Genomic DNA, 23,631 nt, shown 5'->3' with positions numbered 1-23,631 from the left:
GTGAATTGCAATGGCGCCCAAGGCCGTTCTGGTCGGCATGCCGGGTTCGGGTAAGTCGACGATCGGCCGCCGGCTGGCCAAGGCGATGGACCTTCCGCTGCTCGACACCGACGTCGCGATCGTCGAAACCACTGGGCGCACCATCGCCGACATCTTCACCGTCGACGGTGAGCAGGAATTCCGCCGGATCGAAGAAGAAGTCATTCGCAAGGCGCTCGACGAACACGACGGCATTCTCTCTCTCGGCGGGGGCGCGATCACCAGCCCCGGGGTCCGGGACGCACTGGCCGGCCACACCGTGATCTTCCTGGAAATCAGTGCAGCGGAAGGCATTCGGCGCACCACCAGCGGTGTGGTCCGGCCGTTGCTGGCCGGGTCCGACGCGGCCGAGAAATACCGCAGCCTGATGTCCGAACGCGTCCCGCTGTACCGGCGCGCCGCCACCCTGCGGATCAACACCAACCGGCGCAACCCCGGTGCGGTGGTCCGCTACCTGGCGTCGCGCCTGGAAAGCTCCACCGGCACCCGGCAGGCCCGGCGACGTCGCAGGCCGCCGTGGCGGCTGGCGCCGGCGCCGGCCAAGAAGTGCGGGACCGACAGCGCAGACCAAGGGCCGGCCGCCCCGCCCACTCCGGCAACCCCCGCGGCGATGGCGGCCCGTCGCGCCGAGGCTCGCAAATGACTGACAACAACACTCCGGTCACCATCGAGGTGGCCGTCGATCCGCCGTACCCGGTTGTGATCGGCACCGGTCTACTCGGCGAGCTGGGGGAGCTGCTCGACGGCACCCACAAGGTGGCCATTCTGCATCAGCCGACGCTGGCGCAGACCGCAGAGGCTATCCGTAAGCACCTGGCCGACAAGGGTATTGACGCGCACCGCGTCGAGATACCCGACGCCGAGGCCGGTAAAGAACTGGCGGTGGTCGGCTTCCTCTGGGAAGTCCTCGGCCGGATCGGTGTCGGTCGCACAGACGCTGTGGTCAGCCTGGGTGGCGGTGCAGCGACTGACGTCGCGGGTTTCGCCGCCGCCACCTGGCTACGCGGGGTGTCGATCGTGCATGTGCCGACCACCCTGCTGGGCATGGTCGACGCCGCTGTCGGCGGTAAGACCGGGATCAACACCGAGGCAGGCAAGAATCTGGTGGGCGCGTTCCACCAGCCGCGAGCGGTGCTGGTCGACCTGGCGACACTGCAGACGCTGCCACGCAACGAATTGGTCGCCGGCATGGCGGAGATCGTCAAGGCCGGGTTCATCGCGGACCCGGTGATCCTCGACCTCATCGAAGCCGATCCCGAGGCGGCGATCGACCCGTCGGGCGATGTGCTGCCCGAACTGATCCGGCGGTCCATCGCCGTCAAAGCCCAGGTCGTCGCGGCTGACGAAAAAGAGTCGTCGCTACGCGAAATCCTGAACTACGGGCACACTTTGGCGCATGCGATCGAACGTCGCGAGCGTTATCGCTGGCGCCACGGAGCCGCAGTGTCGGTGGGACTGGTGTTCGCCGCCGAATTGGGCCGCCTCGCCGGGCGCCTTGACGACGCCACCGCCGATCGCCATCGCTCGATCCTGGCGTCGCTGGGATTGCCCGTCACCTACGCCGCGGACGCGCTGCCGCACCTGATGGAATACATGGTGGGCGACAAGAAGACGCGCGCCGGGATACTTCGCTTCGTCGTCCTGGACGGCCTGGCCAAACCCGGTCGCCTGGAAGGGCCGGATCCGGCGCTGCTTGCGGCGGCCTACTCGGTACTGGCCGCCGACTAGTAGCGCCCGGGGTCAGTCCGTGCGCTTGTCCTCGAGAACAGTGGTCTCCTCGGAGATCGGCTCGGTGTGCTCGTGGCGTTCCGCAGTGGCCACGGCGGAGGTCTGCGGTTCGGCCTCGTGATGGGCCTCGTGCTCGGCGGTCAGGGCAGTCGCCGGGGCGTTATCGTCACGCACGGCCGCGAACACATCGGTATCCGCGCGGCCCTCGTCGTAGTTGGCGCCCTTACGGACAACCGGCGGAGCCTTGCGATCGACCAGCCAACGCCCGACCGAGACGGCGATGATGGCCGGCACGAAGATCAGCAGGGCGGTGAACGCCGCGAACGTCGTCACCTCGTTGATCAGGCCGCCGGTGTACAGCCCCTTGTAGAACACCGAGATCAGCCACGCCACGGCACCGCTGACCACGCCGGCGAACAATCCGGCCAGCAGCCAGGTCATGGCCAGGTCGTTGCGACGATCCGGATCAGGGTTGGCCCGCGCATCGGCCCGGCCGTCGACGAAGCCCCAGACCGCCACGGCGATCGCGAACACGACGAGCAGCACGATGCTGATGATCAGCGCCTTGGTTTCGAACGCGTTGATCAACGCCCCCTGGACCAACCGGACGATGACCATCAACGCTGCGAATACCAAACCGCGCACCAACCACTTACTCATGGGGGCACAGCGTAGCGAGTACCGTCATCGGTCGTGACACATTCCCAGCGACGGATCCGATTGAGCGCAGAACTGCGGTCTTTCCGTGCCGGTTCGGCCGGGGCCGACGCACTGGACGCGATGCTGGTCACCGACCTGAACAACGTCCGTTATCTGTCCGGTTTCACCGGGTCGAACGCGGCGCTGCTGATCTTCGCCGACGACCGCCCGCCGGTATTGGCCACCGACGGGCGCTACCGCACCCAGGCGGCCCAGCAGGCACCTGATCTCGAGGTCGTCATCGAACGGGCCTGTGGCAAGTATCTGGTCGCGCGGGCAGCTTCCGACGGTGTCGGTCGGTTGGGTTTCGAAGGGCACGTGGTGACCGTCGACGCCCACGCAACGCTGACGCGGGAACTCGACGACCGACCGGGTACGACGTTGGTCCGCGCGTCCGGGCTGGTGGAGACGTTGCGAGAGGTGAAGGACGACGGTGAGGTGGCGCTCTTGCGGTTGGCCTGCGAGGCCGCCGACGCCGCCCTTGCCGATCTGGTCGAACGTGGTGGCCTGCGGCCGGGACGCACTGAGAAAGAGGTCAGGCGCGAGCTGGAATCGTTGGTGCTGGATCACGGCGCCGATGGAATTTCGTTCGAGACGATCGTGGCCACGGGTGCCAACTCGGCGATCCCTCATCACCGCCCGACCGACGCGGTGCTGGCCAGCGGTGATTTCGTGAAGATCGACTTCGGTGCGCTGGTCGCCGGCTACCACTCCGATATGACCAGGACGTTCGTCCTTGGCGCAGCGGCGCAGTGGCAGCGTGAGATCTACGACCTGGTGGCGACGGCGCAGCGGGCGGGGCGCAAGGCACTGGTTCCCGGCATTGTGCTGGGGGCTGTCGATACCGCGTCGCGGCAGGTCATCGCCGATGCGGGATACGGCGAGACATTCAGCCACGGGCTCGGGCACGGTGTCGGTCTGCAGATCCACGAAGCGCCGGGAATCAATGCCACCGCCGCCGGTACACTACGTGCTGGTTCCGCGGTCACCGTGGAGCCAGGTGTCTACTTGCCCGGTCGCGGCGGTGTCCGCATCGAGGACACACTCGTCGTGCAGAACGACGAGAAGCGCACCCCCGAATTGCTTACGCGGTTCCCCAAGGAACTGCAGATCCTGTGAACTAAGGAGTTACCCACGTGGCATCGACTGCCGATTTCAAGAACGGCCTTGTCCTCAACGTGGACGGCGTGCTGTGGCAGATCATCGAGTTCCAGCACGTCAAGCCCGGCAAGGGGCCGGCCTTCGTGCGTACCAAGCTCAAGAACGTGCTGTCCGGCAAGGTCGTCGACAAGACATACAACGCGGGCGTGAAGGTGGAGACGGCCACCGTCGATCGCCGCGATGCCACCTACCTGTACCGCGACGGCAACGATTTCGTCTTCATGGATTCCGAGGACTACGAGCAACATCCGCTCTCTGAGCAGCTCGTCGGCCGGTTGGCGGACTTCCTGCTGGAGAGCATGCCGGTGCAGATCGCCTTCAACGAGGGCGCGCCGCTGTACCTGGAACTGCCGGTGACGGTGGAACTCCTGGTCGCCAGCACCGAACCCGGTCTGCAGGGTGACCGCTCCAGCGCGGGTACCAAGCCGGCCACCTTGGAGACCGGCGCCGAGATCCAGGTGCCGCTGTTCATCAACACCGGCGACAAGCTGAAGGTGGATTCCCGCGACGGAAGCTATCTGGGTCGCGTGAATGGCTGACAGCAGGTCCGGCAAGGTCGGCAAGTCAGGCGGCCGCCACCACGCCCGGAAACGGGCCGTCGATCTGCTCTTCGAAGCGGAGGCCCGCGGGCTGACCGCCGCCGAGGTTGCCGATGCGCGCGCGGGCCTGGCCGCAGCCGACCGTGACGTCGACCCGTTGAGCCCCTACACGCTGACCGTGGCCCGTGGCGTGACCGAGCACGCAGCGCACATCGACGATCTGATCAGCGCGCATCTGCAGGGTTGGACGCTGCAGCGGCTGCCCGCCGTCGATCGGGCCGTGCTGCGCGTCGCGGTATGGGAGCTGCTGCACGCCGAGGATGTGCCGGAGCCGGTGGCCGTCGACGAAGCCGTCGAGTTGGCCAAGGAACTGTCCACCGATGATTCGCCGGGCTTCGTCAACGGTGTTCTCGGCCAGGTGATGCTGGTGACTCCGCAGATCCGTGCCGCGGCGGCGGCAGTTCGGACTACTGGAGAGGACACCTGAGCGACGGCCGTGAACCCCGTCGCGTCCACTCTGCGTGACTGCTCAGCGTTTCTCGAGCCGGACGTTCATGACCGGCGAGGCACGCTTGCTCCTCTGCATCGTCGACCGAGTCGACCGTGAAACGCCCCAACACTGGGTCGCGCCGGTCTACGTTGCTCAGCGCTTCACCGGACAACCCACCCTCGTCGAACCGGAAAAGCACGCCGAATGGGGTTGGTTCCGGCTCGACCGGCTCCCGGTGTCACGTCGGATTGGAATTGACCCCTTTGCGACGATTTGGAATTGACCCCCGCGGAGGCTTCCTGCCAGTTCTGGGCTCTGGACTGCGCTGCGACGATGGGCGTCGTGAAGCCGAGATTTGCGGATCGCCTGCACGTGCGACAGGTAACGGGAGCGGACTGGGAGTGGGAGTGGATCGGCGATGAGGAACTCAATCGCCGGTCGGGGCCGCTCGACGAAGAGTGGCTAGAGCACGTCCTATCGGAGAGCGACGGTGTCCAGTTTGTGGTGAACGTTACCGATGGCCGATTTCGATAACTCAATGTCGGTGGGCCCGCCCCACTTTTCGGACTGCAAACGGATGTGGCCGACGTGGTGCACCCCGACGGGCGGACGTCTCCGTGAGTCGTGCCTCCGTAGAGAGATCAAATCTCCAAACGCATCGTTACCGCGTCAAGGCCGGGCGCGAACCCGCCTTCCTCGACACCGACAACAGCGAAGCCGTATCGCTCGAAGAACGGTCTGGAATGCTGGCTGGTCATGAGCGCGACACTCGACGCTGTGTCGTCCTCTCGTATCAGGCGTAGGCGTTCGCGGAGCAGGTAGGACCCAATACCCTTGCGGTGGCACGACCGTTCCACCATTCCCCAGCACAGCGATGCCGAGCCATCAGAGCTAACGCTCCATCCACCGCATGCAACAACGGCCTCCGCGACCTCCACCACGTAGTAGGAATGGCTTAGATCGTCCAGAAACTCTTCGAAATCACCAACTTCGCACGGGGCGAAGAAGTCCGGCGTGTTGCCGAGCATGAGCGCGAGGCAGTGATCCCTGTCTCGCCGACCATAGTCTCTGATGTTCGTGGTCACTCCTTTCGTGAGAGTGTTCCGCACCTAGGCTCGTTCTGCAGGTCGCCATGACTAGTCAGAATTGCTTCACCGACTGATCGAGCGGCCAGTACCAACATATTCACGATTGGGCGGCAACTGCGCCTGGCCGCCATCGCCTACCCACTGACGATCTCCATCTTGGTACCGTTTCCATCCTCGTGGCATTGGTTCTGGTTCGTGCTCAACGCGATCGCGGCGATCGGCGGAGCTGTGTCACTGGTGCGCTTGCTCCGTTCGGAAACAGCAGTCCGATAGCCAGGTCAGGACCGCGCCGTCGTCGCTTGGGAGACCTCGGCGATCACGTCGGCATACCATCTGAACAGCCGGATCGGTTGTGAAGGATCGGATTTCAACAACTCAGCCCAACAAGCCGCGACCGCGGCGCGCGCTGCTGTGCCTACCCATGGCTGCGGAAGCAGCTGCGGGGGCAGCAACGGGTCGGGTTCGACGGCCCGGGTGAATTCCGCCGCCAGTTTGATCGCGGTGGTCAGACGGTCGGTTTGTGACCCATTCCGCAGCGCCGGCAGTGAATGTTCGGCGACGGTAAGGAGCCGTTGATGCCGCTCGGCGATCCGGTCCAGGGGCCACAGTTGGTGGGCAAGTGCGCGCGGTTCATTGACATCGCCTACAGACAAGTCGGTGGTGGTCAGTGTGGTGACGTGTCCGGCGATCGCCAATTCGGTTGCTGCTGCATATATCTTGTCCTCCCATATGTTTGGCGAGACGTACAGGCCGCCCTGAATGAGCGCGCCGCCGAGCCGCAGGATCACATCGCGCATCGAGTCGCGCGCGGTCCGGGCTGACTCCGGGACCCCAAACGCCGCGAGGTGCCACACCCCGTCCCACGACGCGCTGCCCCGGTCTTGGGCGTACATGTACCGCACGTACTCGAGGTCCGGTGTGATCGTGCTGCGCACGCGATCCGTCGCCCGCAGCACGGCCTTGCGCCCGCGCCCCTCTTGGGTGAACTGTCCGTCGGCCACTAACCGTTTGATGCACAGCCGTACTTGCTGATCGGTCATGCCGAGCACGTTGGCGACGTCGTACAGTGCACCGCTGTCGATCGTGGCGTCTTCGCGGATCATGCTCTCGACGAGCGTGCGGGTGGGGATGTCCAACGGTTGGCTCCTTGCCCGCCAAGCGCGGGTGTGACTTTCGGCGATTCTAGGCGACCGGTTCTCGTTCGACGACGACCAGCGGGATGTCGGCGGGCGCGCCGAGGTGACGGTCGAGGTCGGCGAAGAACCGTTTCGGGTCGATGACGGCGTCCGGCGGATGCACGCCGGGACGCCGTGCCGTGCCGTCGATGATCTGTGACATACCGACCGCGAGTGGGATTCCCGTTGCGCGGCCCATGTCGCCGAGCACCCCGCGGGCGGGTTCACCGGCTGGACCCGCCAGGTTCAGGTATGCGAGCACCATGTGATCGCGCCCCTTGCTCGGGCCGGCGAGTGCGGCGAAGAAAGGCGGCAGCGTGCCCGGCCCCTTGGATCGCAGCGCGGTCGGCAGGGATCGGAGGTAGGGCAGCAGGGTTGGCTTGGCGAACTGCGCGGCGGCCGTCTCGTTGGTCAGCCGGCCGCGGTCGATATCGTGGCGCAGCACATCGAGGTAGGCAAGCGTCTGCGGAGAGATCACCATCAGGTTGACGGCCTCGCCGGTCAGGCCGAGGGTGCGGTGCAGCGTGATCGGCTCGGGATGACCGATCGAGTAGGCGGTGCCCGCGCGCCCGCCGGGAAGCGTCAACGTGACCGGCTGTAGCGGGCGTTGCGTCGTGGGCCGGCCCCCACTGACGGTCGAAATCGTCCCGCTGCTCTGCTGCATCCAGTGCACGGCGGCGGCCGAGGGTCTCCCGTCGGGACCCAGCAACGCCTCGGAACCGTCATTCGCGCTACCCGCGCCGGGAACGTCGACCGGCCACGCGGTGTACGCGTCGCGCACCGAGTCGAGGTGGGCGGCCGCGGTTGCGGCGAGCAGGTTGCTCACGCCGGGGCTCGCGCCCATCCCGACGACCGCACAAACACCTGCGCTGCAGGCGATCTCGTCGAGTTCGAGCATCTGCACCGTTGGTTCCCAGTCATCGCAGATGTCGACGTAGTGCGTTCCGGTTGCGATGGCCGCCCGCAACACGGTGAGTCCGAAGCGGTAGTACGGGCCGACGGTGTTGACGACCAGATCCGCCGGGCGGAGCGCGTCGCGCAGCCCGGCGTCGTCGGTGACGTCCACCGTGATGGCACGGACCGGCACCGGCGCGTCGGCGAGCTGGCGGGACAGCAGTTCGGCGGCGTCGCGGTCGCGGTCGGCGATGACGATCTCGTCGACACCGGGCAGTTGCGTCGCGACTCGGACGGCGACGGCGCCCATCGCGCCAGGCCCACCCAGGGCAAGAATCCTCATGGTGTGCTCCTCGCTGGTTGTTGTTCGACGTATCGGCGGAGGTTGTCGAGATAGCCAGGCGCATAGATCTGTCGCGGTGCGAACACGGCAACCAGGAACGACTTCACGCTGTCGTGGTTGTTGTCCACGTCTGCCCTGGCGATGCTGTGCGATGCGTGGGGGTATGTCTGGACCGTCAGCAGGTCGGGGCGCACCAGTTCCCGGTAGACGCGCTCGGTCTCGGCCACGTCGACGTTGAGGTCGCCCTCGCCGAGTTCCAGCAGCACCGGAATCCTGATCTGGGGCAAGGTGGGGCTGATATCGGACAGGTAGTTGCGCGCGACGAATCCCCACCGGTCGGCGGACATCGGTGGCGAGTCGATGCCAGTCGCGACGTATCGGTCGTATCCGGCGTTGTCGCGTAGCAGTTGGTTTGTCCGGTCGCGGCGCGCGAGGGCCGTGGCGAGTTCGGACTGGGGGGCGTTGCGGGCCCGCAGTTCGGCGCGCAGATTGTATTCGCCCTGGCGCTGCCAGTTGACGGCCACTCCGACCAGGATCACGAACTGCATATCGGGCCTGCGCGCTGCCACCTCGGGCAGCACCCACCCGGCCTGGCTGATGCCCCATCCGCCGATGCGACGAGGGTCGATATCCGAGCGTCCGCGAGCCCAGTCGATGGCGGTCTCTACCTCGGCCGCGCGGTCTCGCATGCTCTGGTTCAGCCAGTTGCCCGGCGCGCCGTCGATGCCCGGCTTGTTCCAGGACAGCGACGCGTAGCCGGCGCGGGCGAACGACTCCCAGATCGGCCGATAGAACGAGTCGCGGGTGGCGTCGGCAGGCCCGTCGCCGTGCACGAACACAACCAGCCCGAACGGCGCGCTGCCTGATTTCGGCAGCGCAAGCACTCCGTCGAGAGGCTGTTGCGGGCCGGGAATCGTGACGCGTTGTTCGCGGATCGCGAAGTCATTCTGATAGATCACCCACGCCCCGGCCGTCAGCACCAGCGCCGCGACGCAGCCCAGGGCGATCAGCGTGCGGCGCACCCATCGCAGCCAGGGTTTGCGATCCGTTGTTCTATTGAACATAAAACGATCGTATTGAAATTGATAGTAATTGGCTACTCGTAAGGGTTGTGGTGCTCAACAACGAGGCTCGGCGCATAGGTGGGCCCGCCGAAGAATCGTGGTCAAGCTCGCTAAGGAAGCGGTCGGGCTCGATGGCCGCCTCGGGTGAGTGCACACGCGGTTGCGGACGGACGCCCGGACCGCTCCGCTCGTCTGGCCGTTGGCCGTATGGGTACCGATAGGCGGGCCTGGTGTGATGACCAGGGAGGTTGGTCAGTCAGGTGATCGCCAGATTCGGCCGCCTCGACACCATCGTCCGTGCCGAGGCCACGGGGTTGCCCATCTCGGCCTGAGGCGGCAGAGGCGCTAGAGGTCCAGGGCTTGGTAGGTGCGGCGCACGAACCGCGGCTGAGCCGACTGCAGCTTGGCCAGCGAGGTGTTGCCCGCGACCGCGGCGCCGGCGGCGTCGGAACTCAGGTCGGGGAGGTTCTGGATGAGATACAGCATGATCAGGTCCGCCGACGGATCGGCCTGCCACCAAGTGCCGTAGGCGCCGGGCCAGCTGAACGTACCCAACCCGCCTGGCCCGTACAGCTGACGCGACTGCGCGGGGTCGGTCACCACTGACAGGTTCAGGCCGAAGCCGCGGCCACGCCAAAATGGCATGCCAAGGAATGGAAACTTCTTCTGCTCGTCGGTCAGCCGGTCGGCGCGCATCAACCGCACCGACTCCTCCGACAGCACCCGGACACCGTCCACCGTGCCGCCGCTCAACAGCATGCGGGCGAAGGCGAGGTAGTCATCGGCCGTCGACCACAGCCCGGCGCCGCCCGTGCAGAACTTGGGTAGCGCCACCTGCGCCGGACCCATCGCGTCGTCGCGAAGCGTGCCGGTCTCGTCGAGCTTGTACATCGTCGCTGCGCGGCGGCGGCCTTCGTGGGTCACCGCGAAACCGGTGTCAGTCATGCCGAGGGGGCCGAAGATGCGGTCGGCCAGTACCTCGGCGAGTGGCTTGCCTTCGATCCTGGACAACGCGATACCCAGCACGTCGGTGGCGTGACTGTAGGTCAGCCGGTCGCCGGGCTGGTGGGCCAGTGGCAGCTGAGCCAGCTCGGCCAGCCAGCGGTCCTGGTCCTGGCGGAACCTCAACTTGCCGTACGCCCGGCTGAGCGGCGGGCCGACCGAGAACGCGTAGGCCAGGCCACTGAGGTGCGTCATCAGGTCGGCGTAGGTGATGGGTCGCTGCGCCGGGACGGTCTTGTCCAGTGGGCCCGACGGGTCGGCCATCACGCGCATCTCGGCCAGCTCCGGCAGCGCCAACGCCACGGGATCGGCCAGCGCGAACCTGCCCTCCTCCGCCATGGTCATCGCAGCTGCGACCGTCACCGGCTTGCTCATCGACGCGATCCTGAACACGGTGTCCCGCTGCATCGGCAATCCGGCGTGCACGTCGCGGTGGCCGAGCTCGTTGACCTGCAACACCGTGCCGCCCCGCCACACCAGGGTGACCGCGCCGGCGAGCAGACCGGCGTCGATGGCCTCGCGGATGGAGGCCTGATTGCCTTGGAGGTTCACCGGTCAAGCCTAGTCAGCTGATTGAGAGCTGCTGGTCAGGTGCTAAGCTGCCCGGCAGTTCGACATCCTTTAACGATCCGTCCAGAGAGGCGGAGAAGGAGGTCAGGCCTCGCAATGGGCTCCTCAGGCAGTGCCGCTTCCCAGGACCGGGAGTTGATGTCCGCATCGGACGTCAGTCGCACCATTTCCCGGATCGCCCACCAGATCATCGAGAAGACCGCACTCGACGGTGTCGACGGCCCGCGCGTGATCCTCCTCGGAATCCCCACCCGCGGTGTCCTGCTGGCCACCCGACTGGCGCACAACATCGCCGAATACTCCGGCGTCGACGTCGGGCACGGTGCCCTGGACATCACGCTCTACCGCGACGACCTCAACACCAAACCGCCCCGCCCGCTCGAGGACACGTCGATCCCGGCGGGCGGTATCGACGGTGCCCTGGTCGTCCTCGTCGACGACGTGCTCTACTCCGGCCGCTCGGTGCGCTCGGCGCTGGATGCGTTGCGCGATATCGGCCGTCCCCGCGCAGTGCAACTGGCGGTGCTGGTCGACCGCGGTCACCGCGAACTGCCCATCCGTGCCGACTACGTCGGCAAGAATGTGCCCACTTCGCGCAGCGAGAACGTCAAGGTGCGCCTCACGGAGCACGACGGCTACGACGGTGTGAAGATCGCCCCACACGGAGGCCCTGCCCGCTGATGAGCGCTCGCGCGAAGAAGAGACAACTATGAAGCACCTGTTGACCGCCGCCGACCTGAGTCGCGACGAAGCCACCGCGATCCTCGATGACGCCGATCGTTTTGCCGGCGCCCTGGTGGGTCGCGAGGTCAAGAAGCTGCCGACACTGCGCGGCCGCACGATCATCACGATGTTCTACGAGAATTCCACCCGCACCAGGGTGTCGTTCGAGGTTGCCGGCAAATGGATGAGTGCCGATGTGATCAACGTCAGCGCATCGAGTTCGTCTGTGTCCAAAGGGGAGTCGTTGCGCGACACTGCGCTGACCCTGCGTGCCGCCGGAGCCGATGCACTGATCATCCGCCATCCGGCCTCCGGTGCAGCGCAGCAACTGGCGGCGTGGACCAACACAGGACCGAGTGGACCTTCCGTGATCAACGCCGGCGACGGCACGCACGAACATCCGACCCAGGCCCTGCTCGACGCGCTGACCCTGCGGCAACGCCTCGGCTCGATTGAGGGTCGGCGGGTGGTCATCGTCGGAGACATCCTGCACAGTCGAGTCGCCCGGTCCAACGTCGAACTGCTGGCCATCCTCGGCGCCGAAGTGGTGCTGGTCGCCCCGCCGACGCTGCTGCCGGTGGGCGTGACGGGCTGGCCGGTGACCGTCTCCCACGACCTCGACGCCGAACTGCCCGCCGCGGACGCCGTGCTGATGCTGCGTGTACAGGCCGAACGGATGACCGGCGGCTTCTTCCCGTCGACTCGGGAGTATTCGGTGCTGTACGGATTGTCGGAGAAACGGCAGGCTCTGCTGCCCGAGCATGCGGTGGTGCTGCACCCCGGCCCGATGCTGCGCGGGATGGAAATTGCGTCTTCGGTCGCCGATTCCTCACAATCGGCTGTGCTGCAACAGGTTTCGAATGGTGTACACGTGCGGATGGCGGTGCTGTTTCATTTGTTGGTCGGGGCTGAACAGGAGGCGATCAGCGCATGAGCATTCTCATCCGCGGGGTCCAGCTCTACGGGGAAGGCGACCAGGTCGACGTCCTGGTCGATGACGGCCAGATCACCGAGATCGGCGCGGACCTCGCGGTGGGCGAGGCTGAGGTGATCGAAGCAAGCGGGCAGGTGCTCCTGCCGGGCTTCGTCGATCTGCACACCCACCTGCGGGAACCGGGCCGCGAAGACACCGAGACCATCGAAACCGGCTCGGCGGCAGCGGCTCTGGGTGGCTTCACCGCGGTCTTCGCGATGGCCAACACCAACCCGGTCGCGGATTCGCCAGTCGTCACCGACCACGTGTGGCACCGCGGACAGGCCGTCGGACTGGTGGACGTGCATCCGATCGGTGCGGTCACCGTCGGACTGGAAGGTAAGCAGCTCACCGAGATGGCCATGATGGCCAACGGCGTCGGCCAGGTCCGGGTGTTCTCCGACGACGGCCATTGCGTGGATGATCCACTCGTCATGCGCCGCGCACTGGAATACGCCACCGGCCTCGGCGTGCTGATCGCCCAGCATGCCGAGGAGCCCAGGTTGACAGTCGGCGCCGTGGCCCACGAAGGCCCCACCGCCGCGAAGCTCGGACTGGCCGGGTGGCCGCGGGCAGCTGAAGAGTCGATCGTCGCGCGTGATGCGATCCTGGCCCGCGACGCCGGCGCCCGCGTACACATCTGCCACGCCTCGACGGCGGGCACCGTCGAGATTCTGAAATGGGCAAAAGCGCAGGGTATTTCGATCACCGCGGAGGTCACTCCGCATCACCTGCTGCTCGATGACAGCCGGCTGGCCACCTACGACGGTGTCAACCGGGTCAACCCCCCGCTGCGTGAGAATTCCGATGCCCAGGCGTTGCGCCAGGCTTTGGCAGACGGGGTGATCGACTGTGTGGCCACCGATCACGCGCCGCACGCCGAACACGAGAAATGCGTCGAGTTCTCCGCGGCCCGCCCCGGCATGCTGGGGCTGCAGACGGCGCTGTCGGTGGTCGTCGAGACGATGGTCGTTCCCGGCCTGCTGAGCTGGCGCGATGTCGCCCGGGTGATGAGTGAGAACCCGGCCCGGATCGCGGGACTGCCAGACCAGGGTCGTCCGCTGGAGATCGGTGAACCGGCGAACCTGACGATCGTCGACCCGGATTCCACCTGGACGGTCTCCGGCAGCGCGCTGGCCAGCCGTTCGGCCAACACCCCGTATGAGTCGATGACGCTGCCCGCCAGCGTGACCGCCACCCTGCTGCGGGGCACCGTCACCGCCCGAGACGGGAAGTGCCCACTGTGAACACCCCGACTCTGGTGAGCTCGCTGGTCTTTGCGGCGGTGCTGGTGGTGCTGATCGCCTTCCTCATCCATCTGATCCTGCGCGGCTGGCGGCGTCGGGCCGAACGGCAGGTCACGCTGGTCGGAAAGTTGCCGGCGATGCCCGATACCGTCGGGCCCGCGCTGATCGGGGCGACCAAAGGGCTCTATGTCGGCAGTACGTTCGCGCCGAGCTGGCAGGACCGGATCGCGGTGGGCGACCTCGGTTTTCGCAGCAAGGCGGTGCTGACTCGGTACCCGGAAGGGATCATGCTGCAGCGCAGCGGCGCGACGCCGATCTGGATACCGGACGAATCGATCACCGCCATCCGCGCAGAACGGGGCATCGCCGGAAAAGCCATGACGCACGAGGGAATTCTGGCGATCCGTTGGCGGCTGCCATCCGGTACCGAGATCGACACCGGGTTCCGCGGAGACGACCGTGATGAGTACATGAAATGGGTTTCGCAGGGTTGCGAAGGCACGGACGCCAGTATGAAAGATGACGCATGACAGACAAAGCAGTACTCGTTCTCGAAGATGGCCGGGTGTTCACCGGGACACCCTTCGGTGCGGTGGGACAGACGCTCGGTGAGGCGGTGTTCTCCACCGGGATGTCGGGCTATCAGGAGACCCTGACCGACCCCAGCTACCACCGCCAGATCGTCATCGCGACGGCGCCGCAGATCGGCAACACCGGCTGGAACCACGACGACGCTGAAAGTCGGGGCGATCGAATCTGGGTGGCCGGCTACGCCGTTCGCGATCCATCGCCGCGCGCCTCCAACTGGCGTGCCACCGGTACCCTGGACGACGAACTCGTCCGGCAGGGCATTGTCGGGATCGCCGGGATCGACACCCGCGCTGTGGTGCGCCACCTGCGCAGCCGAGGTTCGATGAAGGCCGGCGTCTTCAGCGGCGACGCGCTGTCTGCCGCAGAAGATACTGACGAGCTGGTAGCCCGGGTGCGCGGCCAGGAGGCCATGCTCGGCGCCGATCTCGCCGGCGAAGTCAGCACTGACGCCGTCTATGTCGTGGAACCCGAAGGAGCGCAGCGCTTCACGGTCGCTGCCCTCGATCTGGGCATCAAGACCAACACTCCGCGCAACTTCGCCCAACGCGGGATCCGCAGCTTCGTGCTGCCGTCGTCGGCGACGTTCGACCAGATCGCGGACATCAAACCCGATGGGGTGTTCCTGTCCAACGGGCCGGGCGATCCGGCCACCGCCGACCACGTGGTGGAGGTGACTCGGCAGGTGCTCGAAGCGGGAATCCCGTTGTTCGGCATCTGCTTCGGTAACCAGATCCTCGGCCGGGCGCTGGGCCGGTCGACCTACAAGATGGTGTTCGGCCACCGCGGCATCAACGTTCCGGTGATCGACCACGTCACCGGCCGGGTGGCGGTGACCGCGCAGAACCACGGCTTCGCCCTCGAAGGCGAAGCGGGCGAGGAGTTCGACACGCCGTTCGGTGCTGCCGTGGTCAGCCATACCTGCGCCAACGACGGCGTCGTCGAGGGCATCCGGCTGGCCAACGGGCGCGCCTTCTCGGTGCAGTACCACCCGGAGGCCGCCGCCGGTCCGCATGACGCGAATTACTTGTTCGACGACTTCGTCGATCTGATGGCAGGAGAGAAGTAATGCCACGTCGCACCGACCTCAACCACGTCCTGGTCATCGGCTCCGGGCCGATCGTGATCGGGCAGGCCTGCGAGTTCGACTATTCGGGCACCCAGGCCTGTCGAGTGCTGCGCGCCGAAGGCCTGCAGGTCAGCCTGATCAATTCGAATCCGGCGACGATCATGACCGATCCCGAGTACGCCGATCACACCTACGTCGAGCCGATCACCGCCGCGTTCGTGGAGAAGATCTTCGCCCAGCAGGCCGAGCGCGGCAACAAGATTGACGCGGTGCTGGCCACCCTGGGCGGTCAGACCGCGCTGAACACCGCAGTCGCACTGCACGAGGGCGGGGTGCTCGAAAAGTACGGCGTCGAGATGATCGGCGCCGACTTCGAGGCCATCCAGCGCGGAGAGGATCGGCAGAAGTTCAAGGATATCGTCGCCAAGGTCGGTGGCGAGTCCGCGAAGTCCGCGGTCTGTTACACGATGGAAGAGGTCCGCGAGACGGTTGCCGACCTGGGCCTTCCGGTCGTCGTTCGGCCCTCGTTCACGATGGGTGGGCTCGGCTCCGGCATGGCGTACTCGGTCGAGGACGTAGAGCGAATGGCAGGCGACGGCCTGGCCGCGTCGCCAACGGCCAACGTGCTGATCGAGGAATCCATCTACGGCTGGAAGGAATTCGAGCTCGAGCTGATGCGCGATCACCGCGACAACGTGGTTGTCGTCTGCTCGATCGAGAACGTCGACCCGATGGGGGTGCACACCGGTGACTCGGTGACCGTCGCACCCGCCATGACACTGACCGACCGCGAGTATCAGACCATGCGCGATCTCGGCATCAGCATCCTGCGCGAGGTGGGCGTCGACACCGGTGGCTGCAACATCCAGTTCGCGATCGATCCCAAAGATGGCCGGCTCATCGTCATCGAGATGAATCCGCGGGTGTCGCGCTCCAGCGCACTGGCGTCGAAGGCCACCGGTTTCCCGATCGCCAAGATCGCCGCGAAGCTGGCCATCGGTTACACCCTCGATGAGATCGTCAACGACATCACCAAGGAAACCCCGGCTTGCTTCGAGCCGACGTTGGACTACGTCGTGGTCAAGGCGCCGCGGTTCGCCTTCGAGAAATTCCCCGGTGCCGACGCCACCCTGACCACCACGATGAAATCGGTCGGTGAAGCGATGTCGTTGGGGCGCAACTTCATCGAGGCGCTCGGGAAGGTGATGCGGTCACTGGAGACCGGTCGGGCCGGGTTCTGGACGGGCCCGGAAGTCGAAGGTACGGCCGCGGAGATCCTGGAGCGGCTGCACACCCCGACCGACGGACGGCTCTACGATATCGAGGCCGCGCTGCGGTTCGGCGCCAGCGTCGAGGACGTCGCACAGGCCTCGGGCGTCGACCCATGGTTCGTCGAGCAGATCTTCGGCCTCGTCGCGCTGCGGGCCGACCTGCTGCAGGCTCCGGTTCTCGATGAGGTACTGCTGCGGCGCAGCAAGCACAACGGGCTCTCCGATCGCCAGATCGCCGCGCTGCGGCCCGAACTCGCCGGCGAGATGGGGGTGCGGTCCCTGCGCCAACGCCTGGGCATCCACCCGGTCTACAAGACCGTCGACACCTGTGCGGCGGAGTTCGAGGCGAAGACGCCCTATCACTACAGCACCTACGAGATGGATCCTGCCGCCGAGACCGAGGTGGCGCCCCAGCAGGAGAAGCCAAAGGTCCTCATCCTGGGCTCCGGGCCGAATCGGATCGGGCAGGGCATCGAATTCGACTACAGCTGTGTGCATGCCGCGACCACGCTGACGCAGGCCGGTTTCGAGACGGTGATGATCAACTGCAACCCCGAGACGGTGTCCACCGACTACGACACCGCCGACCGGCTGTACTTCGAGCCGCTCACCTTCGAAGACGTGCTCGAAGTGTTCTACGCCGAATCTGCCTCCGGGGCAGGCGGCCCCGGCGTGGTCGGCGCGATCGTTCAGCTGGGCGGGCAGACGCCGCTGGGACTGGCGGAACGCCTGGAGAAGGCCGGTGTCCCGATCGTCGGCACCAGCCCGAAGGCCATCGACCTGGCCGAGGACCGAGGGGCCTTCGGCGATGTGCTGATCGCCGCCGGTCTGCCCGCGCCGAAGTTCGGGATGGCGACCAGTTTCGATCAGGCCCGCAAGATCGCCGCCGACATCGGCTACCCGGTGCTGGTCCGGCCGTCCTATGTGCTCGGCGGCCGCGGCATGGAGATCGTCTACGACGAGCAGACCCTCGAGGGCTACATCACCCGCGCCACCCAACTGTCACCCGAGCACCCGGTGCTGGTCGACCGCTTCCTCGAGGACGCCATCGAGATCGACGTCGACGCACTGTGCGACGGCACCGAGGTCTACATCGGCGGCATCATGGAGCACATCGAGGAAGCGGGAATCCATTCCGGTGACTCGGCCTGTGCGTTGCCGCCGGTCACGCTGGGCCGTCAGGACATCGCCGCGGTGCGACACGCCACCGAGGCGATCGCCCACGGCATCGGTGTGGTGGGCCTGCTCAACGTGCAGTACGCCCTCAAGGACGACATTCTCTACGTGCTGGAAGCCAACCCGCGGGCCAGCCGGACCGTGCCGTTCGTTTCCAAGGCGACCGCCGTCCCGCTGGCCAAAGCCTGTGCCCGAATCATGCTGGGCGCCAGCATCGCAACGCTGCGCGAAGAAGGTGTGCTGGCGCGCGAGGGCGACGGTTCGAACTCGTCGTCGTTTGCCCCGATCGCGGTGAAGGAAGCCGTCCTGCCGTTCAACCGGTTCCGCAAAGCTGACGGGACGCAGGTTGATTCGCTGCTTGGTCCCGAGATGAAATCCACCGGCGAGGTGATGGGCATCGACCGGGATTTCGGTAGCGCATTCGCCAAGAGTCAGACCGCGGCCTACGGGTCACTGCCGGCAAGTGGAACGGTGTTCGTGTCGGTGGCCAACCGCGACAAGAGGTCGCTGGTGTTCCCGGTCAAGCGACTGGCCGATCTCGGGTTCACGGTGCTGGCCACCGAGGGCACCGCGGAGATGTTGCGCCGCAACGGCATCCCGTGTGATGTGGTGCGCAAGCATTTTGAGGAGGCCAGCCCCGACCGGCCGGCCATCTCGGCTGTCGACGCGATCCGCGCCGGCGATGTCAACATGGTGATCAACACCCCGTACGGCAACTCCGGACCCCGCATCGACGGGTACGAGATCCGTTCGGCGGCGGTGCAAATGAACATCCCGTGTGTGACCACGGTGCAGGGAGCGTCGGCTGCGGTGCAGGGCATCGAGGCGGGTATCCGCGGCGATATCGGTGTGCGGTCGCTGCAGGAGCTGCACGCCGCACTGGACAGGCACTGAGCCGTGCCGGGACTGCACGCGGGATTCGGCGCCCGGCTTGCCGATGCGATGGCCGCGCGTGGCCCGCTGTGTCTCGGCATCGACCCACACCCGGAGCTGCTGCGGGCGTGGTCGCTGCCGGCCGACGCCTCAGGTCTGGCCGCCTTCAGCGCCATCTGCGTCGAGGCTTATGCGGGCTTCGCCATCGTCAAGCCACAGGTGGCGTTCTTCGAGGCGTACGGATCGGCAGGGTACGCGGTGCTGGAACGGGCCATCGCCGATCTGAGGCAGGCGGGGGTGTTGGTGCTCGCCGACGCCAAACGCGGCGACATCGGGACCACCATGGCGGCCTACGCGGCGGCATGGGCAGGGGATTCACCGTTGGCCAGTGACGCCGTCACAGCCTCGCCGTACCTCGGCTTCGGATCCCTGCAGCCGCTGCTGGACACCGCCGCTGGGCGCGGTCGCGGAGTCTTCGTCCTGGCAGCCACCTCCAACCCGGAAGGGGCGTCCGTGCAGCAGGCCGTCGCTCGGGACGGCCGAAGCATCGCCCAGTCGATGGTGGACGCCGCCGCGGCGGTCAACGCAGCGAGTCAGGGGCCGGGCTCGGTCGGCGTGGTCGTCGGTGCCACCCTGGCCGAGGTACCCGACCTCAGCGGCCTCGGGGGACCGGTACTGGTACCCGGCGTCGGCGCCCAGGGGGGTCGCCCGGAATCGCTCAAGGGTCTGGGCGGGGCGGCCCAGGGCCAGCTGCTGCCGGCGGTGTCGCGGGAAGTGCTGCGGGCCGGGCCAGATGCGAAGGCGGTACGTGAGGCCGCCGAGCGGATGCGCGACGCCGTCGCCCACCTTTCTGCGTGAAGTTTGCTACACAGAGGCGGACCACCCTGCGGGTGGTCCGCCGTCGGTGGTGATCGGTTACCGCGGAATCCAGACGTGGTCGAGCCCAGATGCCTCAGCCGGCTCCGTTTCCTCGCACCAGGCCGTCCGAGATCGGCGCCGAGGCGGTCCGGCAGTCCGGATCGCAGCCCCGGCGTCGAAGTCGACGTCGGGGCTGCGTCGGGCTACAGCGGGATCCAGATTCCGAAGAACCAGAATCCCCAGTTGTTGTAGTCGGCGTTGTAGAACGGCGTCACCCAGTTGTTGTTGTAGTTGAACGGCTGATGGTCATAGCGGCCCTGGTCGATGCCTCTCCAGGCCTGGTCTTGCGGAGGCGGTCCCCAGTTCTGGCCGCGATCACCGCCGGGAATCCAACCTGGCCCGCCGCGGCCGTCGCCCGGTCCACCGGGACCGCCCCGACCGCCGCCGCCCCAGCCGGGCCCTTGCGGGGGTCCACCAGGGCCGCCAGGGCCACCGGGACCTCGATCTGGGCCACCGGGGCCGCCGGGACCCTGCTGAGGGCCGTCAGGACCCCGCTGGGGACCACCCGGGCCACCCGGACCACCCGGGCCACCGGGTCCGCCTCCAGGAGGGCCGCCTTGCCCGCCCGGCCCCTGGCATCCCTGAAAATCACACGGCGGGGGACCGGGTTGCGCCGCCGCAGTGCCCGCGCCGAGGCCAAAGCCACCCACACCCACTGCGATCGCTATTGCTGATGCGCAGGTCACGCGCTTGATATCCATCATGAACATCCCTTCGAGGCCTTGACTGAGCCGCTGATCAACCCCGACCGTCCCAGGTTATGTAGCCAAGCTATGTGTCAGCTGTCCTTGGCCTATGACTGCTGTGGGTGCGCCGGTCGCGACCGACACGCGCGACACGCCGCACGGCGTTGATACGAGGAGAATCCACAGAAAATGCGGGCCGACACCCGCTGTGATGGCCGGTTCCGGCGCGCTTTCAGGTGCCCAAGCACTCCCGCCCACCCGCGAAAACCGCTGGTGGGCAGGGTGTTCGAAGGTTGCGGGCCCGACAACGTGCGATGTCGAAAAGTGGCCTGGGCGCCGGCTGCGACCCACCGATGCGGTGGCCATCAGAGCCCTACACGCTGGGCCTTTGTCGGCTGAAGAGGGGGGTGGGGTTAGATTTCGTCAGGGAGCCTGGGTACGGTCGTCCCCGCTGGCTGGAGTAACCGGCCGAGACAAAACAACATCGATGACAAGCGGCTGTGATCCCAGGTTGCATCGCAATGGCATCAAGATGGCAATGAGAGACGGAGGAACCGTGGCCCTTCCCCAGTTGACCGACGAACAGCGTGCGGCTGCGTTGGAGAAGGCTGCTGCCGCACGTCGAGCGCGTGCCGAGCTCAAAGACCGGCTCAAGCGCGGCGGCACCAACCTCAGGCAGGTTCTCAAGGACGCCGAGACCGATGAGGTCTTGGGCAAGATGAAGGTTTCCGCACTGTTGGAAGCCCTGCCCAAGGTCGGCAAGGTCAAGGCGCAGGAGATCATGACCGAGCTGGAGATCGCTCCGACGCGCAGGTTGCGCGGCCTCGGCGATCGTCAGCGCAAGGCCCTGCTGGAAAAGTTCGACCCCTCGTAAGAGGTCAGTGATCGCCGACGAGGGATCGGATGGCGCGCAGCCCGGGCCTCCAACACAAGGCCGGGTCGTCGTACTGTCCGGTCCCTCCGCGGTCGGCAAGTCCACTATCGTCCGGTGCCTCCGGGAGCGGGTGGCCGACCTGTACTTCAGCGTTTCAGCAACGACGCGGTCACCCCGGCCAGGCGAAGTCGACGGGGTGGATTACCACTTCGTGACCGCCGAAGCGTTTCAGCAGCTCATCGACCAAGGTGCGCTGCTCGAATGGGCCGAGATCCATGGCGGTCTGCAGCGCTCGGGAACTCCCGCGCAACCAGTCCGTTCTGCGACGGCCGCCGGCCGACCGGTGCTGATCGAAGTCGATCTCGCGGGGGCCCGGGCGGTCAAACAAGTCCTGCCTGAGGCGCTCAGCGTCTTCCTGGCACCCCCGAGCTGGGCGGATCTCGAAGCGCGACTCGCCGGTCGGGGAACCGAAACTCCGGAAGTCATGGCTCGCAGACTGGCCACCGCCAGAGCTGAATTGGCTGCTCAGGACGACTTTGACGTCGTCGTCGTGAACAGGCAATTAGAGGCTGCCTGCTCGGAATTGGTATCCTTGCTGGTGGGAACTGCGTCGGACACTTCGTGACGGCCCGTTAAGACTTCCCGACACTGAGTTACCGAGTTCGATAAAGCGTTCCCAAAACAGAGCCCGTCAAGGGCCTCAGCTATAACCTGCCAGGAGATTTCTACGTGAGTAATCCGCACGCCGACACCCAGACCGCCACCGAGCACAGCGATGTAGCCGGCGGTGGGATCGGCGCCTACGACACGCCGCTGGGTATCACGAATCCGCCCATCGACGAGTTGCTGGATCGTGCGTCGAGCAAATATGCGCTGGTCATCTACGCCGCCAAGCGCGCCCGGCAGATCAACGACTACTACAACCAGCTCGGTGACGGCATCCTCGAGTACGTCGGCCCCTTGGTCGAGCCGGGCCTGCAGGAGAAGCCACTGTCGATCGCGATGCGGGAGATCCACGCCGACCTGCTTGAGCACACCGAAGGCGAATAGACCGAAAGCCGACACAGATGGCCCAGAAGCGGATCGTTGTCGGCGTGGCCGGTGGTATTGCCGCCTATAAAGCCTGCTCGGTCGTCCGCCAACTGACCGAGGCCGGTCACGAGGTTCGGGTGATCCCCACCGAGTCGGCATTGAATTTCGTCGGCGCGGCCACCTTCGAGGCGCTCTCCGGGCATCCGGTGCATACGGGTGTCTTCCAGGACGTGCCGCAGGTTCCGCACGTTCGCCTCGGCAAGGAAGCTGACCTCGTGGTCGTCGCTCCGGCCACCGCTGACGTGCTGGCGCGAGCGGTCGCGGGCCGTGCTGATGATCTTTTGACGGCGACCCTGTTGACGGCGCGATGTCCGGTGCTGTTCGCACCGGCGATGCATACCGAGATGTGGCTGCACCCGGCGACGGTCGAGAACGTCGAGACCCTCCGGCGTCGCGGATCCGTGGTGCTGGAACCGGCGTCGGGCCGGCTCACCGGAGCCGACACCGGGCCGGGTCGGCTGCCCGAGCCGGAGGAAATCACGACCTTCGCCGAACTGCTGCTGGCCAGACCCGACGCGCTGCCACATGATCTGTCCGGAATCAGGGTTCTGGTCAGCGCAGGCGGTACCCGTGAGCAGCTCGACCCGGTGCGGTTCATCGGCAATCGCAGCTCCGGTAAACAGGGCTATGCGGTCGCGCGGGTGGCTGCCCAGCGCGGCGCCGAGGTCACCCTGATCGCAGGGAACACGGCAGGCCTGGCCGATCCGGCCGGTGTCGAGATGGTGCACATCGGATCGGCCGCCCAACTGGCCGACGCGGTCTCCAAACACGCACCCGACGCCAATGTCCTGGTGATGGCCGCCGCGGTTGCCGACTTCCGCCCGGCCCACTTCGCCACCACAAAAATCAAGAAGGGTGCGTCGGAGCCGACCTCCGTCGATTTGGTCCGCAACGACGACGTGCTGGCGGGGGCGGTCCGGTCGCGTGCCGATGGTCAGTTGCCGAACATGCAGGCGATCGTCGGTTTTGCTGCTGAAACCGGCGATGCGAACGGCGACGTGTTGTTCCACGCCCGCGCCAAGCTGGCCCGCAAAGGCTGCGATCTGCTGGTGGTCAACGCCGTCGGAGACGGCCGGGCATTCGAGGTCGACAGCAATGACGGCTGGTTGTTGGCCGCCGATGGCGCGGAGTCGACCTTGGAACACGGGTCGAAGACTTTGATGGCCAGCCGTATCGTGGATGCGATCGCAAAGTTCTTGGAGGGTCGCCAGGCGTAGCCGCTTGGCGGGTGGGGATCAGCGTGCACGAAAGACTTGCGCAGTAGGGTTTGCGCCGGGCAGGGTACCGAGGTCGGCGCGGACGCGGATATGCTTTGCTTAACTAACAAACGTGTTGCTTAACTAACAAAT

The 23,631-nt window shown here is 66.4% G+C and carries 23 protein-coding genes; 16 read left to right on the top strand and 7 right to left on the bottom strand.

Going from position 1 to position 23,631, the window contains the following annotated elements; genetic code table 11:
• The first annotated feature begins 10 nt into the window (after nt 1-10).
• Both H7J73_RS13030 and aroB read left to right on the top strand, forming a co-directional pair.
• The gene (locus tag H7J73_RS13030; protein ID WP_264067808.1) at nt 11-682 is read left to right on the top strand and encodes a shikimate kinase; all 672 of its coding nucleotides are present in this window, start codon (nt 11-13) and stop codon (nt 680-682) included.
• Nucleotides 679-1,767, top strand: a complete 1,089-nt coding sequence (gene aroB, locus H7J73_RS13025) for a 3-dehydroquinate synthase (protein WP_264067806.1) — start codon at nt 679-681, stop codon at nt 1,765-1,767. The genes H7J73_RS13030 and aroB overlap by 4 nt, the downstream gene beginning before the upstream one ends.
• A gap of 12 nt (nt 1,768-1,779) precedes the next feature.
• Here aroB and H7J73_RS13020 read toward each other — a convergent pair whose 3' ends face one another.
• Nucleotides 1,780-2,427 (bottom strand): B-4DMT family transporter, encoded by a 648-nt coding sequence (locus H7J73_RS13020; protein WP_264067805.1) that lies wholly within the window; start codon nt 2,425-2,427, stop codon nt 1,780-1,782.
• 33 nt (nt 2,428-2,460) lie between these two features.
• Between H7J73_RS13020 and H7J73_RS13015 the strand changes: the two genes are divergently transcribed.
• From H7J73_RS13015 to nusB, 3 genes are read left to right on the top strand one after another with little or no spacing between them, the layout of a single operon-like run.
• Nucleotides 2,461-3,585: a M24 family metallopeptidase gene (locus tag H7J73_RS13015; protein WP_264067803.1), complete on the top strand. Its 1,125-nt coding sequence runs from the start codon at nt 2,461-2,463 to the stop codon at nt 3,583-3,585.
• Nucleotides 3,586-3,602: 17 nt separating this feature from the next.
• The gene (efp, locus tag H7J73_RS13010; protein ID WP_264067801.1) at nt 3,603-4,166 is read left to right on the top strand and encodes an elongation factor P; all 564 of its coding nucleotides are present in this window, start codon (nt 3,603-3,605) and stop codon (nt 4,164-4,166) included.
• Nucleotides 4,159-4,653 carry a transcription antitermination factor NusB gene (gene nusB / locus H7J73_RS13005; RefSeq protein WP_264067799.1) on the top strand — a complete coding sequence of 165 codons (495 nt, stop codon included), beginning with the start codon at nt 4,159-4,161 and terminating at the stop codon, nt 4,651-4,653. Before efp ends, nusB begins: the two co-directional genes overlap by 8 nt.
• 644 nt (nt 4,654-5,297) lie before the next feature.
• On the opposite strand, the gene H7J73_RS13000 is transcribed toward nusB, so the two are convergent.
• The 5 genes from H7J73_RS13000 to H7J73_RS12980 all read right to left on the bottom strand — a co-directional run bounded on the left by H7J73_RS13000 (nt 5,298) and on the right by H7J73_RS12980 (nt 10,774).
• Entirely contained in the window at nt 5,298-5,765 is a 468-nt protein-coding gene (locus tag H7J73_RS13000; protein WP_264067797.1) for a GNAT family N-acetyltransferase, read from the bottom strand.
• Between the two features lie 257 nt (nt 5,766-6,022).
• Nucleotides 6,023-6,847, bottom strand: coding sequence for a PaaX family transcriptional regulator C-terminal domain-containing protein (locus H7J73_RS12995; protein ID WP_264067926.1), 825 nt, complete (start codon nt 6,845-6,847; stop codon nt 6,023-6,025).
• Between the two features lie 79 nt (nt 6,848-6,926).
• Complete coding sequence (locus H7J73_RS12990) at nt 6,927-8,156, bottom strand: saccharopine dehydrogenase family protein (protein WP_264067796.1); 1,230 nt, start codon at nt 8,154-8,156, stop codon at nt 6,927-6,929.
• Nucleotides 8,153-9,220: an alpha/beta hydrolase family protein gene (locus H7J73_RS12985; RefSeq protein WP_264067795.1), complete on the bottom strand. Its 1,068-nt coding sequence runs from the start codon at nt 9,218-9,220 to the stop codon at nt 8,153-8,155. The genes H7J73_RS12990 and H7J73_RS12985 overlap by 4 nt, the downstream gene beginning before the upstream one ends.
• A 345-nt stretch (nt 9,221-9,565) precedes the next feature.
• Entirely contained in the window at nt 9,566-10,774 is a 1,209-nt protein-coding gene (locus H7J73_RS12980) for a serine hydrolase domain-containing protein (RefSeq protein WP_264067794.1), read from the bottom strand.
• Nucleotides 10,775-10,888: 114 nt separating this feature from the next.
• Between H7J73_RS12980 and pyrR the strand changes: the two genes are divergently transcribed.
• From pyrR to pyrF, 7 genes are read left to right on the top strand one after another with little or no spacing between them, the layout of a single operon-like run.
• Nucleotides 10,889-11,473, top strand: a complete 585-nt coding sequence (pyrR, locus tag H7J73_RS12975) for a bifunctional pyr operon transcriptional regulator/uracil phosphoribosyltransferase PyrR (protein ID WP_264067793.1) — start codon at nt 10,889-10,891, stop codon at nt 11,471-11,473.
• A 28-nt stretch (nt 11,474-11,501) separates the two neighbouring features.
• Entirely contained in the window at nt 11,502-12,449 is a 948-nt protein-coding gene (locus tag H7J73_RS12970; protein ID WP_264067792.1) for an aspartate carbamoyltransferase catalytic subunit, read from the top strand.
• Nucleotides 12,446-13,735 carry a dihydroorotase gene (locus tag H7J73_RS12965; RefSeq protein ID WP_264067791.1) on the top strand — a complete coding sequence of 430 codons (1,290 nt, stop codon included), beginning with the start codon at nt 12,446-12,448 and terminating at the stop codon, nt 13,733-13,735. The genes H7J73_RS12970 and H7J73_RS12965 overlap by 4 nt, the downstream gene beginning before the upstream one ends.
• Nucleotides 13,732-14,265 (top strand): PH-like domain-containing protein, encoded by a 534-nt coding sequence (locus H7J73_RS12960; protein WP_264067790.1) that lies wholly within the window; start codon nt 13,732-13,734, stop codon nt 14,263-14,265. Before H7J73_RS12965 ends, H7J73_RS12960 begins: the two co-directional genes overlap by 4 nt.
• Nucleotides 14,262-15,392: a glutamine-hydrolyzing carbamoyl-phosphate synthase small subunit gene (carA, locus tag H7J73_RS12955; RefSeq protein WP_264067789.1), complete on the top strand. Its 1,131-nt coding sequence runs from the start codon at nt 14,262-14,264 to the stop codon at nt 15,390-15,392. Before H7J73_RS12960 ends, carA begins: the two co-directional genes overlap by 4 nt.
• Complete coding sequence (gene carB / locus H7J73_RS12950) at nt 15,392-18,733, top strand: carbamoyl-phosphate synthase large subunit (RefSeq protein ID WP_264067788.1); 3,342 nt, start codon at nt 15,392-15,394, stop codon at nt 18,731-18,733. The genes carA and carB overlap by 1 nt, the downstream gene beginning before the upstream one ends.
• Before the next feature lie 12 nt (nt 18,734-18,745).
• The gene (gene pyrF, locus H7J73_RS12945; protein ID WP_264067925.1) at nt 18,746-19,570 is read left to right on the top strand and encodes an orotidine-5'-phosphate decarboxylase; all 825 of its coding nucleotides are present in this window, start codon (nt 18,746-18,748) and stop codon (nt 19,568-19,570) included.
• 203 nt (nt 19,571-19,773) lie between these two features.
• Here the strand turns inward: pyrF and H7J73_RS12940 are convergent, their stop codons facing one another.
• Nucleotides 19,774-20,331 carry a hypothetical protein gene (locus H7J73_RS12940; protein ID WP_264067787.1) on the bottom strand — a complete coding sequence of 186 codons (558 nt, stop codon included), beginning with the start codon at nt 20,329-20,331 and terminating at the stop codon, nt 19,774-19,776.
• Between the two features lie 541 nt (nt 20,332-20,872).
• On the opposite strand from H7J73_RS12940, the gene mihF reads away from it, so the two are divergent.
• The 4 genes from mihF (at nt 20,873) to coaBC (ending at nt 23,499) form a co-directional block, all read left to right on the top strand.
• Nucleotides 20,873-21,190: an integration host factor, actinobacterial type gene (mihF, locus tag H7J73_RS12935; RefSeq protein ID WP_264067786.1), complete on the top strand. Its 318-nt coding sequence runs from the start codon at nt 20,873-20,875 to the stop codon at nt 21,188-21,190.
• A 7-nt stretch (nt 21,191-21,197) separates the two neighbouring features.
• Entirely contained in the window at nt 21,198-21,815 is a 618-nt protein-coding gene (gene gmk / locus H7J73_RS12930; protein ID WP_435405478.1) for a guanylate kinase, read from the top strand.
• 104 nt (nt 21,816-21,919) lie between these two features.
• Nucleotides 21,920-22,240: a DNA-directed RNA polymerase subunit omega gene (gene rpoZ, locus H7J73_RS12925; RefSeq protein WP_435405477.1), complete on the top strand. Its 321-nt coding sequence runs from the start codon at nt 21,920-21,922 to the stop codon at nt 22,238-22,240.
• A gap of 17 nt (nt 22,241-22,257) precedes the next feature.
• A complete protein-coding gene (coaBC, locus tag H7J73_RS12920; protein WP_264067784.1) occupies nt 22,258-23,499 on the top strand; it encodes a bifunctional phosphopantothenoylcysteine decarboxylase/phosphopantothenate--cysteine ligase CoaBC in 1,242 nt (413 codons plus the stop codon).
• Nucleotides 23,500-23,631: the final 132 nt, after the last annotated feature.

The organism is Mycolicibacterium komossense (genome assembly GCF_025822605.1).
Classification (GTDB): Bacteria; Actinomycetota; Actinomycetes; order Mycobacteriales; family Mycobacteriaceae; genus Mycobacterium; species Mycobacterium komossense.
Note: the sequence above shows the minus strand (reverse complement) of the source record. Positions and strands in the feature narration are given on the sequence as shown.

Coding starts and splice junctions, on each gene's coding strand:
- pyrR (WP_264067793.1), top strand. CDS start 10,889: ATGGGCTCCTCAGGCAGTGCCGCTTCCCAGGACCGGGAGTTGATGTCC.
- aroB (WP_264067806.1), top strand. CDS start 679: ATGACTGACAACAACACTCCGGTCACCATCGAGGTGGCCGTCGATCCG.
- H7J73_RS12970 (WP_264067792.1), top strand. CDS start 11,502: ATGAAGCACCTGTTGACCGCCGCCGACCTGAGTCGCGACGAAGCCACC.
- carB (WP_264067788.1), top strand. CDS start 15,392: ATGCCACGTCGCACCGACCTCAACCACGTCCTGGTCATCGGCTCCGGG.
- H7J73_RS12995 (WP_264067926.1), bottom strand. CDS start 6,847: ATGATCCGCGAAGACGCCACGATCGACAGCGGTGCACTGTACGACGTC.
- coaBC (WP_264067784.1), top strand. CDS start 22,258: ATGGCCCAGAAGCGGATCGTTGTCGGCGTGGCCGGTGGTATTGCCGCC.
- H7J73_RS12965 (WP_264067791.1), top strand. CDS start 12,446: ATGAGCATTCTCATCCGCGGGGTCCAGCTCTACGGGGAAGGCGACCAG.
- H7J73_RS13030 (WP_264067808.1), top strand. CDS start 11: ATGGCGCCCAAGGCCGTTCTGGTCGGCATGCCGGGTTCGGGTAAGTCG.
- H7J73_RS12940 (WP_264067787.1), bottom strand. CDS start 20,331: ATGGATATCAAGCGCGTGACCTGCGCATCAGCAATAGCGATCGCAGTG.
- H7J73_RS12990 (WP_264067796.1), bottom strand. CDS start 8,156: ATGAGGATTCTTGCCCTGGGTGGGCCTGGCGCGATGGGCGCCGTCGCC.
- carA (WP_264067789.1), top strand. CDS start 14,262: ATGACAGACAAAGCAGTACTCGTTCTCGAAGATGGCCGGGTGTTCACC.
- nusB (WP_264067799.1), top strand. CDS start 4,159: ATGGCTGACAGCAGGTCCGGCAAGGTCGGCAAGTCAGGCGGCCGCCAC.
- H7J73_RS13020 (WP_264067805.1), bottom strand. CDS start 2,427: ATGAGTAAGTGGTTGGTGCGCGGTTTGGTATTCGCAGCGTTGATGGTC.
- H7J73_RS12985 (WP_264067795.1), bottom strand. CDS start 9,220: ATGTTCAATAGAACAACGGATCGCAAACCCTGGCTGCGATGGGTGCGC.